The following is a 15,791-nucleotide window of genomic DNA, read 5'->3' as shown; positions in this document are numbered from 1 at the left end:
CCGCCGAGCTCGCCTGGCTCCGGGGCCGGATCCGGTTCTGGAGGCGCGTCCGGGGCCGCGTCGCGTCCCGCGTGGCGGCCGTTGCGGCGTCCGCTGGGCGGGGTGTCCGTCGGGTTGCTGGCCGTCGCGTTGGCGGGGGCCGCACTCGGGGTCGGGGCGCATGTGCGGAGCCAGGCGGTCCGGCAGGGCGCGGCGGTCGTCGCCGCGGCGCAGGGCCGTCAGCCCGCGTCCGACGCGGTCCGGCCGGGGAGCGCGTCCGCGCAGGTCGCGCGCCCGGCGCATGCCTCCTCGCTACGGCCCGCCGTCGCCATGCTGCCGCGCTCGACGCCGCTGACCCTCGCCATCCCCTCGGTCCGGCTCAGCGCGCCCCTGCTCGGACTGGGGATGGACGGCAAGGGCGCGGCCGAACTGCCGCCCTTCTCGCTGCCGCACATGGCCGGTTGGCTGCGGGACTCGGCCGCGCCGGGGGAGCGGGGCACGTCGGTGATCGTCGGTCATGTCGACACCACCACCGGCCCGGCCGTCTTCTGGAACCTGTCGGCCGTGCGCCCCGGCGCGGAGGTGGACGTCAACCGCGTGGACGGCCGGACGGCCGTCTTCACCGTGGACCAGGTCCGGGCCTACCCCAAGCCCGCCTTCCCGGCCGCCCAGGTCTACGGCCCGGGCCCCGGTGCGCAGTTGCGGGTGATCACCTGCGGCGGCGGTTTCGACCGGGCGCGCCATGAGTACACCGGCAACGTGGTGCTCTTCGCGCATCTCAGCGGCTCACGCTGAGGGCTGGGTGCGTACAATGTACGCATCCAGTGTGTGGAGGAGGCCGCCTTGGCGGAAGCCCGTACCCCTGTGTGGGCCCGGCCGCGTAGCGCCGGGCGGGGGCCGCAGCCGTCCCTGAGCGTGACGACCATCGTCGATGCGGCGATCGCGCTCGCCGACGCGGAGGGGGTGGAGGCGGTGTCGATGCGCAGAATCGCCTCGGAGCTGGGCGTGGGCACGATGTCGCTCTACCGCTACGTCGAGACCAAGGACGACCTCCTCGACCTCATGATCGACCAGGTCATGGGTGAGCGGGTCGTGGTTGCGGGGGGTACCGACGCGGGTCCCGCTCCGGCCGGCGACTGGCGGGCCAGGCTGCGGGCGATCGCCGTCGGCTACCGCGCGATGCTGCTGCGCCACCCCTGGGTGCTGGCCATCACCGCCAGTCGTCCGCCGCTCGGCCCCAACATGTTGGACAACACCGAGCGGATGCTGGGCGCGATGGACGGCCTCGGGCTCGGCATCGACGCGATGGCGGGCTTCGGCTGGACGGTCATGGCCTTCGTGCGCGGCTTTGTGATGAGCGAGATCGCCGAGGTGGAGACGATCCGCCGCACCGGGCAGACCGAGGACGACTACCGCCGTTCCGCCGGCCCCTACCTGGTCCGGGTCCTGGCCGAGGGGAAGCATCCGCTGCTCGCGCGGTTCGTCCACGACGCGGACGACGACCGCGACGTCGAGGAGGGCTTCGGGCACGGGCTCGAGGTCGTCCTGGACGGCCTGGCAGTGGAGTTGGGCCGGTTGTCAGTCGCGGGCGATAGCGTGTCCGGGACGAACTAGCCAGTCCTGGAGGCCCGCATGTCCCACCCCGCCGTCACCCCCACCGAAGCCGGTGAGTTCGTGCTGCCCGAGTCGTGGCGGGCGGCGCTGCAGAGCGAGGTCGAGCAGCCGTACTTCCAGGAGCTGGCACAGTTCGTCGCGGCCGAGCGCGCCGCCGGTCAGGTCTTCCCGCCGCGCGGCGAGGTCTTCGCGGCGCTGGAGTCCACCCCGCTCGACAAGGTGAAGGTCCTGCTGCTGGGCCAGGACCCGTACCACGACGACAACCAGGCGCACGGCATGTGCTTCTCGGTCCGACGCGGCGTCAAGGTCCCGCCGTCGCTGCGGAACATCTACAAGGAGCTGGCCAGCGACATCGACGTCACCGCGCCCGCTCACGGCAACCTCCAGGAGTGGGCCGACCAGGGCGTGCTGCTGCTCAACGCGGTCCTGACGGTCCGCGCCCACGAGGCGGGCTCGCACGCGGGCAAGGGCTGGGAGAAGTTCACCGACGCGGTCATCAAGGCGGTCAACGCCCGCCAGGAGCCGGTGGTCTTCGTGCTGTGGGGCGGCTACGCCAAGAAGAAGCTCCCGCTGATCGACACCACCCGCCACGTGGTCGTCCAGAGCGGCCACCCCTCGCCGCTGTCCGCGCGCTACTTCCTCGGCAGCAAGCCGTTCTCGCAGATCGACAAGGCGCTGGCCGATTTCGGCTCGGCGCCGATCACTTGGCAGCTCAGCGAGTAGTTGCACTGCCTGGGGCGGGAACTGTGCGAGCGCAGTTCCTCGCGCCCCTGGAAGTGCAACCGGCCTTATTGCACACGGAACGGCGCTGCCGTGCGGGCGCGCACGTCCGACTCGGTGACGCCGGGGGCTGTTTCGACCAGGTGCAAGCCGTCGTTTTTGACGTCGAAGACAGCCAGGTCGGTGATGACGCGGTGCACCACCCGACGGCCCGTCAGCGGCAGCGTGCACCGCGTGAGCAACTTCGGCGAGCCGTCCTTCGCGGTGTGTTCCATCACCACGACCACCCGGCGCGCGCCGTGGACGAGGTCCATCGCGCCGCCCATGCCCTTGACCATCTTGCCGGGGATCATCCAGTTGGCCAGGTCGCCCTCGGCAGAGACCTGCATCGCGCCCAGGATCGTCACGTCCACGCGGCCGGCTCGGACCATCCCGAACGAGGACGCCGAGTCGAAGTACGCCGCGCCGTCCAGGACGGTGACGGTCTCCTTGCCCGCGTTGATCAGGTCCGGGTGCTCGTCGCCCGCGCGCGGGTAGGGGCCGGTGCCGAGGATGCCGTTCTCCGAGTGCAGCACCACCTGGACGTCCGGGGGCAGATGGCCCGGCACGAGGGTGGGCAGGCCGATGCCCAGGTTGACGTACTGGCCGTCGCGGAGCTCCGCCGCCGCGCGGGCGGCGAGCTGGTCCCGGGTGAGGCCGGTGACCGGAGGGAGGGTGGAGGTCATCGCGTCAGTTCTCCCTCGTCGCAGACAGGACGGTCCGGCGTTCGATGCGCTTGTCCGCCGGGTCGGCCGGGACCACCCGGTCGACGTGGATGCCCGGCAGATGCACCGCGTCCGGGGCCAACTCGCCGGGTTCGACGATGCGTTCGGCCTCCACGATGGTGGTCCGTCCGGCCGTTGCCGCCAGCGGGTTGAAGTTCCGGGCCGCCGCGTGGAAGACCAGGTTCCCGTGCCGGTCCGCCACCGCCGCCCTGACCAGGGCGAAGTCGGCGGTGATCGCCTCCTCCAACAGGTGGGGCCGACCGGCGAACTCGCGTACCTCCTTGGGCGGTGAGGCGACCAGCACGCTGCCGTCCGGGGCGTAGCGCCAGGGGAGTCCGCCCTCCTCGACCTGGGTGCCCGCGCCGGCGGGCGTGTAGAACGCGGGGATGCCCGCGCCGCCCGCGCGCAGGCGTTCGGCGAGCGTGCCCTGCGGGACCAGCTCGACCTCCAACTCCCCGCTGAGGTACTGCCGGGCGAACTCCTTGTTCTCGCCGACATAGCTGGACGTCATCCGGGCGATCCGGCCCGCGCGCAGCAGCAGGCCGAGGCCCCAGTCGTCGACGCCGCAGTTGTTGGAGGTGACCCGCAGGCCGCCGGTCCCGGCCGCGACCAGCGCGGCGATCAGCGTCGACGGGATGCCGCAGAGGCCGAAGCCGCCGACCGCCAGCGAGGCCCCCTCCGAGATGTCCGCGACGGCCTCCGCCGCCGATCCGACCACTTTGTCCATGCCTGCCATGGGCTGCCCTGCTCCTGTCCGTCGTCCTCGGGAATCGCCGACCCGGCGATCCGGTGATCTCACCTTCGCCAGCGCGGCCGTGGAGCTGCCATGTCGGTCGGCCACATGCTTCGGGCCCGCGATGCGGTGTCCGGTCACATGTCCCGTGCCACGCCGCGCTCCTACGGTTCCGGCATCCACCGATGCCACCCGAAGCCCGTATCGAGCCCAGGAGCCGCCGCCATGTCCAGCAGCAACGGATCCAGGAGATCCAGAACCACCCTCGCCGCCGCGCTGGTCGCCGCTGCCGCCGCCACCTCGCTGCTCGCGGGCTGCGCCTCCGCCGGGACGGCGGGGACCGCGCAGTCGTCGGGCGGCGCGGGCACGCCGGTCAAGGTCGGCCTGCTCTACTCCAAGACCGGTCTGCTCGCGGCCTACGGCCAGCAGTACGAGCAGGGCTTCAAGGCCGGTCTCGCCTACGCGACCCACAACACCGACAAGGTGAACGGCCATCAGATCCAGGTCACCGAGGAGGACGACACCGGCGACCCAGCGACCGCCGTTGCCGACGCCAAGGACCTGATCGGCAAGGGCTACAAGATCCTTGCCGGAACCGTCGACTCGGGCATCGGCCTGCAACTCGCGCCGTTGGCCGCGCAGAACCAGGTCCTCTACATCGCGGGCCCCGCCGCGACCGACGCGCTGACCGGCGTCAACAAGTACACCTTCCGCTCCGGCCGGGAGAGCTATCAGGACATCGCCGCCGCGGGCTCCTTCGTCGGTGACCCGAGCGGCAAGAAGATCCTGGTCCTGGCCCAGGACGACGCGTTCGGGCAGGACAACGTCCAGGCGGTGCAGGCGGTTCTGGGCCCCAAGGGCGCCCATGTCTCGTCCGTGCTGGCCCCGCCGAGCGCAACCGACCTGACGCCGTTCGCGCAGCAGGTGAAGACCGCCAAGGCCGACCTGGTCTACGTCGCCTGGGCCGGATCGACCGCGCCCGCGCTGTGGACGGCGCTCGACCAGCAGGGTGTGCTGGGCTCGACCAAGGTCGTCACCGGCCTGGCGGGGGATGCCTCGTACCCGATCTTCGGGGCGTCCGGGACGAAGGTCGACTTCCTGGCCCACTACTTCCCCGGCGCGGGTGGCGGCAACCCGGTCGAGACGGCGATGATCAACGGCATCAAGGCGGAGGGCGGCACGCCCGACCTCTTCTCGCCGGACGGCTTCACCGCCGCGCTGATGATCGTCCACGCGATCCAGGCCAGCACCACCGACACCAACGCCATGGTCAGCGCCCTGGAGGGCTGGTCCTTCGCCGGGCCCAAGGGGCAGGAGCAGGTCCGCGCCTCCGACCACGCGCTGTTGCAGCCGATGTTCCAGGCCACGCTCACCGGCACCGGTGCGTCGGCTCAGCCCAAGCTGCTGGCCACGCTGCCGGCCGGCCAGGTCGCGCCCCCGGCCAAGACCATGGCGGGCTGAGCGCAGTGGCGCTCGCATCGACAGGACCGACCGCGCCGACCGCGCCGACGGCGTCGCCGGTGCTCGCACTCACCGAGGTCGGGTGGAGCGTCGGCGGCGCGGTGATCCTGGACGACGTCTCGCTGGCGGTCCGCGAGGGCGAGTTCCTCGCCTTCATCGGCCCCAACGGGGCGGGCAAGACCTCGCTGTTCAACCTGATCAGCGGGCTGAACCCGGTCTCGCGCGGCCGGATCGCGCTGGACGGCACGGATGTCACCCGGCTGCCCGCCCACGCCCGCGCCCGTCGCGGGCTGGGCCGCAGCTTCCAGACGTCCAGTCTCTGGCCCGGCATGACCGTCGCCGACCACGTGCGGCTGGCCGCCCAGGCCGCGCGCGGTGGCTCCTTCGCGCTCTGGCGCAAGGCCCGCGGCTTCGACGCCGAGGTCCGCGCGACCCTGGAGCGGACCGGTCTTTCCGCCCGCGCCGACGCGCTCGCCGGATCCCTCTCGCACGGCGAGAAGCGGAAGTTGGAGCTGGCCGTGCTGCTGGTCGGCGATCCGCGGCTGATGCTGCTCGACGAGCCGATGGCCGGCGTCAGCGCCGAGGAGGTCCCCGCGCTGACGGAGCTGATCCGCTCGCTGCACCGCGACGAGGGCCGCACCGTGCTGATGGTCGAACACCATATGGACGTCCTGCTCGGCCTGGCCGACCGCGTCGCCGTGATGCACCACGGCACCCTCCTCGCCCTGGACGAGCCCGACGCCGTGATGGCGGACGCGACCGTGCAGTCGGCCTACCTGGGGGAGGAGCTGTGACCCGAGAGCTGCTGACGGTGCGTCAACTCAAGGTCGTCATCGGCGGACGCCACATCCTCCACGGCGTGGACCTGGACGTGGCGGCCTCCGGTGTCACCGCACTGCTCGGCCGCAACGGCGCGGGCAAGACCACGACCGTGCGCGGCATCCTCGGTCTGGTCCCGCGCACCGGCTCCGTGCGCTTCGAGGACGCGGAGACCGTCGGGCTGTCGACGCATCAGCTGGTGCGGCGCGGCATCGGCTACGTCCCCGAGGACCGCGGCATCTTCGCCGCGCTCACCGTCGCCGAGAACCTCCGGCTCGCCGAGCGCGACCCCGACCCGGCGTACGACCTGGTCCACGAGCTCTTCCCGGAGCTCAAGGAGCGCGCCAGGCAGGCCGCCGGCACGCTCTCCGGCGGACAGCAGCAGATGGTCGCCATCGGTCGCGTCCTGCTCAACCGCAGCAACCGGCTGATCATCGCGGACGAGCCCACCAAGGGCCTCGCGCCGCGCATCGTCACCGAAGTCGCCGTCGCGCTGGAGCGCGCCGCGCAGGCCGTTCCGGTGCTGCTGGTCGAGCAGAACCTGGCGCTGGTAAGGCGGTTGGCCGGCCACTGCGTGGTGCTCGCCGACGGCCGCACCGCCCACGCCGGTCCCGCCGCCGACCTGCTGGCCGACGCCGAGGCGTCCCGCGCGCTCCTCGGTGTCGGCCGTCGCGGGGGAGATTCCCCACCCGTGCGGACCACCGGAGCCACCGAGGAAGGAGGCCGCAGATGGCCACCGTCGTCCTGCTCGCCATGACCGGGCTCGGTCTCGGCGCGCTCTACTTCCTGGTCGCCTCCGGCCTGTCGCTGATCTTCGGACTGATGGACGTGCTCAACTTCGCCCACGGCGCGTTGCTCTCCATCGGCGCCTACGCCACCTGGTGGGCGGCGAACGACGGTTGGGGCTTCCCACTGGCGCTGCTCTTCGGCACGGCCGTCGGCACGCTGGCCGCCGTCGCCCTGGAGCTCGGCCTGATCCGGCCGCTCTACCGGCGGCCCAGGGAGCAGGTTCTGGCCACGGTCGGCGTCGGGCTCGCCGTCCCGGCGCTGCTCTCCGCGATCTGGACGCCGGACGCGCACACGTTCCCCGTGCCGTCCGCGCTGGCCGGGACGTTCGGGCTGCTCGGCGCGCGGGTGCCGGTCAACCGGCTGGTGCTGGTCGCGGCGGCGCTGCTGGTGCTGCTCGCGCTCAAGCTCTTCCTCGGCCGGACTCGATTCGGCCTGGTCGTCCGTGCGGGAGTGGAGGACCAGGCCATGGTCACCGCGCTCGGCATCGACGTCCGCCGCGCGTTCACGCTGGTCTTCGCGCTCGGCGGCGCGGCCGCCGCGCTGGCGGGCGGACTCGCCGGGCTCTACTACGGCTCCGTCGACCCGACCCAGGGCGCCTCGCTGCTGATCTTCGGCTTCGTGGTCGTGGTGATGGGCGGCATGGGCTCGGTCAGCGGCGCGGCGCTCGCCTGCGTCGTGGTCGGGCTGGTCCAGCAGTTCGCCAACTACTACACGACCGCGGGTCTGGGCGACCTGTCCGTGGTCGTCATGCTCGCCGCGCTGCTGCTGGTGCGCCCGAGCGGCCTGACCGGGAGGCTGGCATGACCGTACTCACCGCCGGACTGCGGCGCTCCGGACTTGCCCGCATCGGCCTGCGCCGCTGGGCGCCCGCGCTGGTCCTGCTGCTGCTCGTCGTCGCCCCCTACAGCGCGCTGCCGCTGCCGGGCCTGCTCGACGGGCCGATCGGCAGCCCCGGCAGCCTCCAACTGCTGGCCCTCTGCCTGGTGTTCGGTGCCCTGGCGACCGGCTACGACCTGTTGCTCGGCCGCACCGGCCTGCTCTCCTTCGGGCACGCCCTCTACTTCGCGTCCGGCACGTACGTGACCGACCTGCTGCTGGTCCATGCGGGGATGAACTTCTGGCTCGCCGTCATCCTCGGCGTGGTGGCCGGGGTGGTGCTCTCCGCGCTGCTCGGCGCGGTCAGCCTGCGGGTCGGCGGTATCGGTTTCGCCATGGTCACCCTGGCCTTCGCCCAGGCCGGATCGATCCTGGTGGAGCGCGACCCGGGCGGCCTCACCGGCGGCGAGGAGGGCCTGGCCGCGACCGGTCTGCCGTCGTGGCTGGTCGGCATCCAGCACACGGCCAACCTCTACTGGCTGGCCCTGGCCTACCTGGTGCTGACGCTGGGCGCGGTCTGGTGGGCGGTGCGCTCGCCGCTCGGCCGGGTCTGGGAGGGCATCAAGGAGAACGAACGCCGGGTGGAGGTGCTGGGCCTGCGCCCTTACGGGTTCAAGCTGGTCGCCTTCGTCCTCGCGGGCACGCTGGCCGCGCTCGGCGGCGTGGTCTACCTGCTGCTGACGGGCGGTGCGACGCCGCAGACGACCACGTCGGACTTCACGCTGTCGCTGCTGGTCATGGTGGTGCTCGGAGGATCCGGAACGCGCTGGGGTCCACTTGTCGGTGGGGTGGTGTACACCTGGGCTCAGCAACGGCTCACCGGGCTGGCGGGGTCGGGGGCGGTCGCCGGGCTGCCGTCGGTGCTGCGGGTGCCGCTGTCTCAACCGCTGTTCCTGCTGGGGGTGTTGTTCGTGGTCGTGGTCTACGCCCTGCCGGGCGGCGTTGCCGGGCTGCCCGCCCGGGTGAGGTTGAGGAGGTCGAAGGCATGACGGTCCCGGAGTTCGAGGAGGTCGCCGTCCCGGTCGAGGGCGGCGAGTTGACGGTGCTGCGCTGGCCTGCGGCGGTCCCCGACGCGCCCGTGGTGGTGGCCCTGCACGGCATCACCGCCAACGGCCTGGCCTGGGGTGCGGTCGCTCGCGCGCTGGCCGGGCGCGTCACCCTGCTCGCCCCGGATCTGCGCGGCCGCGCGGCGAGCGCGGGTGTCGGCGGCTCGTGGGGCCTCGGCGCGCACGCGGCGGACGTCGCCGCGGTCGTCGAGTCCCTCGCGGGTGGGGGACCGGTGACGCTGACGGGCCACTCCATGGGCGCGTTCGTCGCTGCGCTGGCCGCTGCGCGGTACCCGAAGCTGTTCCGCAGCGTCCTGCTGGTCGACGGCGGCGTCGGCTTCCCGCCTCCGGCGGGGCTGGCGGGCGACGAGCTGCTCACCGCGGTCCTGGGGCCCGCGATGGAGCGGCTCTCCATGACCTTCGAGAGCAGGGACGCGTACCGCGCCTTCTGGCAGCCCCACCCTGCGCTGCGGGCGGCGTGGTCGCCGGAGATCGATTCCTACCTGCAGCGGGATCTGGTCGGCGAGGCGCCGACGTTCCGGTCCTCCTGCGTCCTGGACGCGATCCGCACGGACGGCTTGGGGGTCTTCGACGCTGAGGTTCTGGCGTCGGTCCACGGGCTGACCATGCCGACCCGCCTCCTCCTCGCCGAACGCGGGCTCTTCGACGAGCCCCAGGCCCTGCTGGACGCTCCGCGCTTGGCCGCGGCGGGTCTGGACACCACCCGCGTGCCGGCCGAGGTCGTGCCGGACACCAACCACTACACGCTCCTGACCGGAGCGGGCCCTGTGGGGCGGATAGCAGAGCTTTTGCTCGCGGAGTGAGTTGCACCACCTCAGGGGCGCGGGGAACGGCGCGATCAACCACCCTGTGCGGATGGCCCTGCTCGTTCGGTGAACCACGTGCGTGGGTGGCTTGTCGCGCAGTTCCCCGCGCCCCTGAGCGGAGTGCACCTACCTGCGGGAGCGTCAGTGACAGGTCGCGCTCACGCGGCGGAGCCGCATATCAGCAGAGCCCCGCGCCCCCAGGTAGTGCATGGTCCCCGGCCGCAGAAGGGGCGGCTACGCCGCCTCGGCGAGGGCGGGGTCTTCCTCGGCCGCGGCCGCGACCCCCGCGGCGCGCGCGCGAGCGCGGTGGCGGGCGACGTGGCGGGCGACGAACGCGCTGACCGTGGTGGTCGCCAGGAAGGAGACGGCCACGCTCAGCCACGCCGTGCGGAACGCGTCCTCGTTCAGCCAGCCCATGCAGATGATGTAGGTCGCCCAGATCGCCGCCGAGGCCGCGGACCACTGCACGAACCGGGCCGGAGGCCGCTCCGCGGTGCCGACCGCCAGGTCCAGCACGCTGCGGCCGCCGGGCACGAAGCGGGCGACGACGACGGTGCGTCCGGGCTTCTGCTCCAGCGCCTGCAGCACGGACGCCGCGGCGTCCGCCGTGCCCGCGCGGCGCGCGATCCAGCGGCGCGCGCGTCCCGCGCCACGGCGGGCGATGTTGAGCAGGACCAGGTCGGCCGCGAAGGACGCGGCGGCGACACCGCCGCCGACGAACGGCAGCGGCAGATGGTTCTCGCCGGATTCCAGGGCGGCGGCGACCACGATCGTGGCGCTCGGCACGAAGGGAATGAACGCGTCAGCGAAGACGGCCAGCAGCGCGGCGATCAGGAACCACCAGGACGCGAAGAAGCCCAGCACACTGCTCACGCTGCCAGCTCCCTTGTCCTGCTCTGTCGTGTTTCCGCCTGCTGGTCTGCCGGTGCCCCCAGATGGCTGAGAAGCCAGACCGCTGACCAACGCTAGCGGCTCACATGATCACACCGGAAACCGACTCTTGGTAACCCTGCTCACTCCGTTCTTACCTGGGTAAACGCTGTGAACACGAAGAGTGGGTTGGGCGACACGGAAAGAAATCGCTTATCGACACTCCGCTATCGCTTCGTGACACCGAGTTCACCGAACGGCTGACTGCATGTCAGTTGGGCGCAGGCTCGACTTTCTACCGTCGTCACCGTGACAGCCACTCTCTCGTCGGCCTCTCTCCCTGCCAGACGCCCTGTGGGCCGTGACTCCATACGTCGCGGCCTCGCCGGTCCCGTGGCGCGGCTGCGGACCCAGGCCGGCGTCGCGCTGTTGCTCACCGCCGCCCTGCTGACCGCCGCGCTGCTCGGCCTCGCCGACACCGCCGCGCGGACGCGGCAGCTGACCGACGTCTCCGAGCCGCGTGCCGTCGCGGCGGGGCAGTTGTACCGGGCGCTGTCCGACCTCGACGCGCAGCGGGCCAAGTCGCTGGTCGTCGGCTACTCGGCCGTGCCGCCCGCGCCGGGGGCCACCCCGGAGCTGGTCGACGACGGCGTGCTGGCGGCGCTGACCGCCCAGACCGACCAGACCGACGCGTCGCAGCAGTTGTCCGCGCTGGCCGTCTCCGCCGGGGCGGACAAGGTGCAGCCGCTGCTCGACCAGCTCTCCCTCTACGACCAGTGGACCGGCACCGAGGAGTACGCGGTCGGCACCCAGGCCGACCCCATCGTGGGCCAGCCGTCTCCCGTGGCGCTCGACAACTACGCCCAGGCCGACGCGCTGCTCCAGAGCAGCCTGCTGCCGCAGGTCCGTGCCGTGATGGCCACCGCCGACGCGCAGGTGGACGCCGACCGGGACGCGGCCCACACCGCCGCCCTCGTCTCCGCCTGGCTGCTGGTCGCGCTCGGCCTGCTGGCGCTGCTCGCCCTGCTCTGGTGGCAGCGGGACCTGGCCCGCCGCTACCGGCGCGTCCTCAACCTGCCGCTGGTCGTCGCGACCGCCTGCGTGCTGGCGCTCGTGCTCGGCTCGGCCTCGGCGCTGCTGGGCACGGCGAGCGAGGTCGACGCGGCGGTGAACCAGGGCTACACGCCCTACGCGCGGCTCGCCCAGGCCGCCGTGGTCGCCGTGGACGCGGAGTCGCGCGAGAGCCGCTGGGTCGTCGACCCCGGCTACCGCGACGCGCTGGCCGCCCAGTTCCAGTCCGACGCGACGCAGGTCCGGACGCTGCTGGCCGCCGACAGCAGCGCCGACAGCGCCGCCGTGGCCGTTGTCCAGCAGCGGTTCTCGGCCTATCTGGCGACCGACACCAGCCTGCGCGCGGTCGCCGACGGCGGCGACGTCAACCAGGCGGCCATCCAGCTCACCGGGGTGGGTCGCGAGGACGTCGGCTTCGCCTACTACGACTTCTCGGTCCACCTGGACGACCTGGCCGCGACCCATGCCGCGGCCTTCGCCTCCCACACCGAGGCCGCCGACAGCGACCTGAGCGGCTGGGCCGCCACCTCCGCCGTGCTGCTCGGACTGGCGCTGCTGCTGGTGCTGACGGGCGTCAGGCCCCGGCTGCGCGAGTTCGCCTGACCGCGGCGGCTCCGCTCACGCCGGTCGCGGGGCCGGTCGCGGGCCGGTCAGTTCCCGGCGTGCTGGTAGAGCCAGTCGACGACCGGGACCACCCCGTCCACGCCCTCCGGCACGATGAACGGCGAGGTCCGGTACGTCCCGCCGACGATCACGCTGGGCATCTCGTCGGTCTGGTACCGGTCGCGCAGTGCGGGGGCGGCCTGCGTCTCGTCCCAGACGTCCTGCGACTCGTAGGCCTGCTTGACGGCGTTCGGGTCCAGGCCCTGGCTCTGGGCCCAGTCCAGCACGGCGGGCTCCTGGGTCAGGTCCGTCTGCTCGTCGCGGACGGCGTGGAAGACCTGCAGCGCATCCTGGTCGGCGACGCCCAGCTTGGCCAGCGTGTAGTAGAGCCGGGCGTAGGCCATCATCGCCGGCTTGTCCGGCCACGCGGCCGGGATGCGCTTGATCACCACCGGCGGGTTCTGCTGCGCGGCCCAGTCGTCCAGCGGCTGCTCCAACTGGTAGGAGTGCGAGCAGTTGTACCAGAACACCTCGACGACCTCGCGGGGCGCGGTCCGCACCGGGTGGGCGAGGCGGACGAAGTCGGCGCCCTCACGCGGTGCGTCGGGCGTGGCGGGGGCGGCGGCGCCCAGCAGCGCGGTGCAGGCGGCGGCGACGAGGGCGAAGCGGAGAAGGACGCGCATGCCCGCACGATGACAAACCCGTTCGCCGGCACCCGGGCTGACACGACGACAGCAGCGGCGCATTCGCTCGAACGGGGCCACCCGCTTGGGCGAGGCGGCGGCGTCGGGCACCACTCGCGTAAAAACCCTTTGCGCGGTCCAGGACTCCGCCGTACCGTGGAACACGTCGTTGTTGCCGCCCGAAGGAGTAGGCCGTTGCTTTGCTGAGTTGGGAGACCATGTACCCGACCTCAGCCAGCCATGCCTTCTCGCCCGGGCGGCTTTTGCATGCCCGCGCGCAGCAGCAGTGCCTGCGCCGTTCCCTCGCGCGCCGCGTCGTCAGCACACCTCTGTGCCACGCGAGCGCCGTTCCCTGAACCCCGTCGGGTCGCCTGAGTCTCCCTCCGTGCCGCTGGAATCCACCACCACGACACCGGGAGTCGCCCTATGCATCGCACCGACAACCTGCCCATGCCCGCCGTCGTCTGCACCGGCCTCGACTACACCTGGCCCGACGGCGTGCCTGTCCTGGCCGGCCTCGACTTCGTCGTCGGCGCGGGCTGCACCGGCCTGATCGGCCGTAACGGCAGCGGCAAGTCCACTCTGCTCCGGTTGATCGCCGGGGAGCTCACGCCGGAGGCCGGACGCATCCGGGTCGAGGGCACCCTCGGCTACCTGCCGCAGCAACTCCCGCTCGCCGCCGAGCTGCCGGTGGACGTCGCGCTCGGCATCGCCGACAAGCGCGCCGCCCTCCACGCGATCGAACGCGGCGAGGTCAGCGACGAGAACTACGCCGTCATCGGCGACGACTGGGACGTCGAGGAGCGGGCCGTGGCCGAGCTGGACCGGCTCGGCCTCGGCCACCTCGGCCTGGACCGCCGGATCGGCGAGCTCTCCGGAGGCGAGGGCGTCCTGCTCGGCCTGGCCGGGCAGTTGCTGCGGCGGCCGGACGTGCTGCTGCTCGACGAGCCGACCAACAACCTGGACTCCGTTGCCAGGGAACGGCTCTACCGCTCCGTCACCGAGTTCCGCGGCACGCTGGTCCTGGTCAGCCACGACCGGACGCTGCTGGACCTGGTCGATCGGGTCGCCGAACTGCGCGACCACGAGGTCACCTGGTTCGGCGGCAACTACTCCGAGTACGAGGAGGCGTTGGCGGTGGCCCAGGAGGCGGCCGAACGCGACGTCCGCGTCGCCGAGGCGGACCTGCGCCGACAGCGCCGCGAACTGGCGGACACCCAGGTGAAACTGGCCCGCCGCAAGCGCTTCGGCGACAAGATGTTCGAGATCAAGCGTGAGCCCAGGGCGGTCATGCGGGTCCGCAAGCGCACCGCCCAGGTGTCGGCGGGCAGGCTCCGCACGGAGCACGAGGGCAAGGTCGAGGCCGCCCGCGAACGCCTGTCCGCGGCCGAGCTCGCCGTGCGGGACGACGACGAGATCCGCGTCGACCTGCCCGCGACCGAGGTCCCGGCGGGCCGGACCGTGCTGACGCTGATGGACGTCCTGCTCCAACACGGCGCGGCCCCCGGGGGCATCGCCGAGCGCGAGCGTGAGGGTGAGCGTGAGGGTGAGGACGGGGGCGGCCCGGACGGCGCGCGGATCGGTCTGGAGCTGCGCGGCCCCGAGCGGGTCGCGCTGGTCGGCCCGAACGGCAGCGGCAAGACCACGCTGCTGCGCACCGTCGTCGGCGAGCTCGCACCGCTGGCGGGCGAGGTGCACCGGCCGGTGCCGGTGCGGTATCTGCCGCAGCGCCTCGACCTGTTGGACGAGGAGCTGAGCGTGGTGGCCAACGCGGCCCGGTTCGCGCCGCAGGCGACCGAGAACGCGCTGCGGGCCCGGCTGGCCCGGTTCCTCTTCCGTGGAGCGCGTGCCGACCAGCCGGTCGGCACGCTCTCCGGCGGCGAGCGCTTCCGGGCGACCCTGGCCGCCCTGATGCTGGCCGAGCCCGCCCCGCAGGTGCTCCTGCTGGACGAGCCGACCAACAACCTGGACCTGGCCGGGGTCCGTCAACTCACCACCGCGCTCGCCGGCTACCGGGGTGCGCTGATCGTGGTCAGCCACGACCAGCGGTTCCTCGACGAGATCGGGATCGACCGGGAGGTGCGGATGGAACGGATGGAACGGATCGACCCGATGGGACCGACGGCGTGCGCCGACGTCAGCCCGTCGGCGACGTCGAGCTCGCCGGAGGCTTGATCGCGGCGGTGAAGAAGTCGAAGTAGATCGCGGCGGAGATGAACAGGCCGATGACGCCGAGGGCGACACCGGCCCACGCCACCGCACGCACCCAGCTCGGCAGCTCCCTCGAGGAGAGGAAGCGACCGCCGAACACGGTGAAGCCGCCGACCAGCACGGCCACCAGCGCGAACGCGCCGTTCCACGCGGCCAGCAGGTGCCACGGGTCGGTGTACCCGGCCTTGATCTGGTCGGCGGCGGCCTTGCTGGAGGAGGCGATGTTGCCGATCAGCTGCTGGCGCTGCTGGAGCAGTGTGCCCAGCCAGGTCCCGCTGATCGACACCAGTCCGAGCGCGGCGGCGACGACCGCGCTCGCCCCGCCGAGGACGCCCTTGGAGATGGTCTCCTCGGTCAGCGCCTCCAGCTCCTCGTCGGTGAGCTCGTCCATCTCCTTCTGCTCGGGGCTGCGCACCTCGTTGGGCCGGGGTGACCAGCTCTTCTTCTCGGCGACCGCCACAGAGACGACCGGAGTCGCCGTCGCCGTGGGAGCCTCGGCAACCTCGGCGGACGAGACGCCGCCGATACCGGAGATGCCGCTGGGGCCGCTGGGGCCGTTGGGTGGGGTGGGGCCGGGAGTCGTCATGCGCGGCACCCTAGGGGTCCTTTGTGAGGAACGGATGAATTCTTGACCCCTTCATGGGATCTCTTGTCCCGCTGATCCTCGCTGCTACGCAGGTGGCCGCTGTGCACTCCTGTACACCCTCACCAGGAACCGGGCTCAG

At 72.4% G+C, this 15,791-nt stretch carries 16 protein-coding genes; 11 read left to right on the top strand and 5 right to left on the bottom strand.

Annotated features, from left to right (window positions below; all coding sequences use genetic code 11):
- Positions 1-102 precede the first annotated feature (102 nt).
- The 3 genes from I2501_RS30675 to ung all read left to right on the top strand — a co-directional run bounded on the left by I2501_RS30675 (position 103) and on the right by ung (position 2,316).
- The gene (locus tag I2501_RS30675; protein ID WP_196197566.1) at positions 103-774 is read left to right on the top strand and encodes a class F sortase; all 672 of its coding nucleotides are present in this window, start codon (positions 103-105) and stop codon (positions 772-774) included.
- 120 nt (positions 775-894) lie between these two features.
- Positions 895-1,593, top strand: coding sequence for a TetR/AcrR family transcriptional regulator (locus tag I2501_RS30670; RefSeq protein ID WP_328806761.1), 699 nt, complete (start codon positions 895-897; stop codon positions 1,591-1,593).
- An 18-nt stretch (positions 1,594-1,611) separates the two neighbouring features.
- Positions 1,612-2,316: a uracil-DNA glycosylase gene (ung, locus tag I2501_RS30665; RefSeq protein ID WP_196197564.1), complete on the top strand. Its 705-nt coding sequence runs from the start codon at positions 1,612-1,614 to the stop codon at positions 2,314-2,316.
- 65 nt (positions 2,317-2,381) lie between these two features.
- On the opposite strand, the gene I2501_RS30660 is transcribed toward ung, so the two are convergent.
- Together I2501_RS30660 and I2501_RS30655 are read right to left on the bottom strand one after the other, a co-directional pair.
- On the bottom strand, positions 2,382-3,038 hold the full coding sequence (locus I2501_RS30660; RefSeq protein WP_196197563.1) for a 3-oxoacid CoA-transferase subunit B: 657 nt from the start codon (positions 3,036-3,038) through the stop codon (positions 2,382-2,384).
- 4 nt (positions 3,039-3,042) lie between these two features.
- A complete protein-coding gene (locus I2501_RS30655) occupies positions 3,043-3,804 on the bottom strand; it encodes a CoA transferase subunit A (RefSeq protein ID WP_196197675.1) in 762 nt (253 codons plus the stop codon).
- A gap of 231 nt (positions 3,805-4,035) precedes the next feature.
- Between I2501_RS30655 and I2501_RS30650 the strand changes: the two genes are divergently transcribed.
- The 6 genes from I2501_RS30650 to I2501_RS30625 are packed head-to-tail and all read left to right on the top strand — an operon-like array spanning position 4,036 to position 9,625.
- Entirely contained in the window at positions 4,036-5,271 is a 1,236-nt protein-coding gene (locus tag I2501_RS30650) for a substrate-binding domain-containing protein (RefSeq protein WP_196197562.1), read from the top strand.
- A 5-nt stretch (positions 5,272-5,276) separates the two neighbouring features.
- Positions 5,277-6,065 (top strand): ABC transporter ATP-binding protein, encoded by a 789-nt coding sequence (locus tag I2501_RS30645; RefSeq protein WP_328806759.1) that lies wholly within the window; start codon positions 5,277-5,279, stop codon positions 6,063-6,065.
- The gene (locus I2501_RS30640; protein ID WP_328806758.1) at positions 6,062-6,847 is read left to right on the top strand and encodes an ABC transporter ATP-binding protein; all 786 of its coding nucleotides are present in this window, start codon (positions 6,062-6,064) and stop codon (positions 6,845-6,847) included. The genes I2501_RS30645 and I2501_RS30640 overlap by 4 nt, the downstream gene beginning before the upstream one ends.
- A complete protein-coding gene (locus I2501_RS30635) occupies positions 6,820-7,683 on the top strand; it encodes a branched-chain amino acid ABC transporter permease (protein WP_196197561.1) in 864 nt (287 codons plus the stop codon). The genes I2501_RS30640 and I2501_RS30635 overlap by 28 nt, the downstream gene beginning before the upstream one ends.
- Positions 7,680-8,744: a branched-chain amino acid ABC transporter permease gene (locus tag I2501_RS30630; protein WP_196197560.1), complete on the top strand. Its 1,065-nt coding sequence runs from the start codon at positions 7,680-7,682 to the stop codon at positions 8,742-8,744. The genes I2501_RS30635 and I2501_RS30630 overlap by 4 nt, the downstream gene beginning before the upstream one ends.
- Positions 8,741-9,625: an alpha/beta fold hydrolase gene (locus I2501_RS30625; protein ID WP_196197559.1), complete on the top strand. Its 885-nt coding sequence runs from the start codon at positions 8,741-8,743 to the stop codon at positions 9,623-9,625. The genes I2501_RS30630 and I2501_RS30625 overlap by 4 nt, the downstream gene beginning before the upstream one ends.
- A 237-nt stretch (positions 9,626-9,862) precedes the next feature.
- On the opposite strand, the gene I2501_RS30620 is transcribed toward I2501_RS30625, so the two are convergent.
- Positions 9,863-10,501: a DedA family protein gene (locus tag I2501_RS30620; RefSeq protein ID WP_196197558.1), complete on the bottom strand. Its 639-nt coding sequence runs from the start codon at positions 10,499-10,501 to the stop codon at positions 9,863-9,865.
- A 306-nt stretch (positions 10,502-10,807) separates the two neighbouring features.
- Here I2501_RS30620 and I2501_RS30615 point away from each other — a divergent pair, with 306 nt between their 5' ends.
- Positions 10,808-12,172: a hypothetical protein gene (locus tag I2501_RS30615; protein ID WP_196197557.1), complete on the top strand. Its 1,365-nt coding sequence runs from the start codon at positions 10,808-10,810 to the stop codon at positions 12,170-12,172.
- Positions 12,173-12,219: 47 nt separating this feature from the next.
- Here the strand turns inward: I2501_RS30615 and I2501_RS30610 are convergent, their stop codons facing one another.
- Positions 12,220-12,855: a thiol:disulfide interchange protein DsbA/DsbL gene (locus I2501_RS30610; RefSeq protein ID WP_196197556.1), complete on the bottom strand. Its 636-nt coding sequence runs from the start codon at positions 12,853-12,855 to the stop codon at positions 12,220-12,222.
- A 426-nt stretch (positions 12,856-13,281) separates the two neighbouring features.
- On the opposite strand from I2501_RS30610, the gene I2501_RS30605 reads away from it, so the two are divergent.
- Positions 13,282-15,030, top strand: a complete 1,749-nt coding sequence (locus I2501_RS30605) for an ABC-F family ATP-binding cassette domain-containing protein (RefSeq protein ID WP_236047562.1) — start codon at positions 13,282-13,284, stop codon at positions 15,028-15,030.
- Here I2501_RS30605 and I2501_RS30600 read toward each other — a convergent pair.
- A complete protein-coding gene (locus tag I2501_RS30600) occupies positions 14,993-15,652 on the bottom strand; it encodes a hypothetical protein (protein WP_196197555.1) in 660 nt (219 codons plus the stop codon). The genes I2501_RS30605 and I2501_RS30600 overlap by 38 nt on opposite strands.
- Positions 15,653-15,791: the final 139 nt, after the last annotated feature.

It is taken from the genome of Streptacidiphilus fuscans (genome assembly GCF_015690355.1).
Classification (GTDB): Bacteria; Actinomycetota; Actinomycetes; order Streptomycetales; family Streptomycetaceae; genus Streptacidiphilus; species Streptacidiphilus fuscans.
This window is presented reverse-complemented; position numbering and strand designations above follow the sequence as displayed.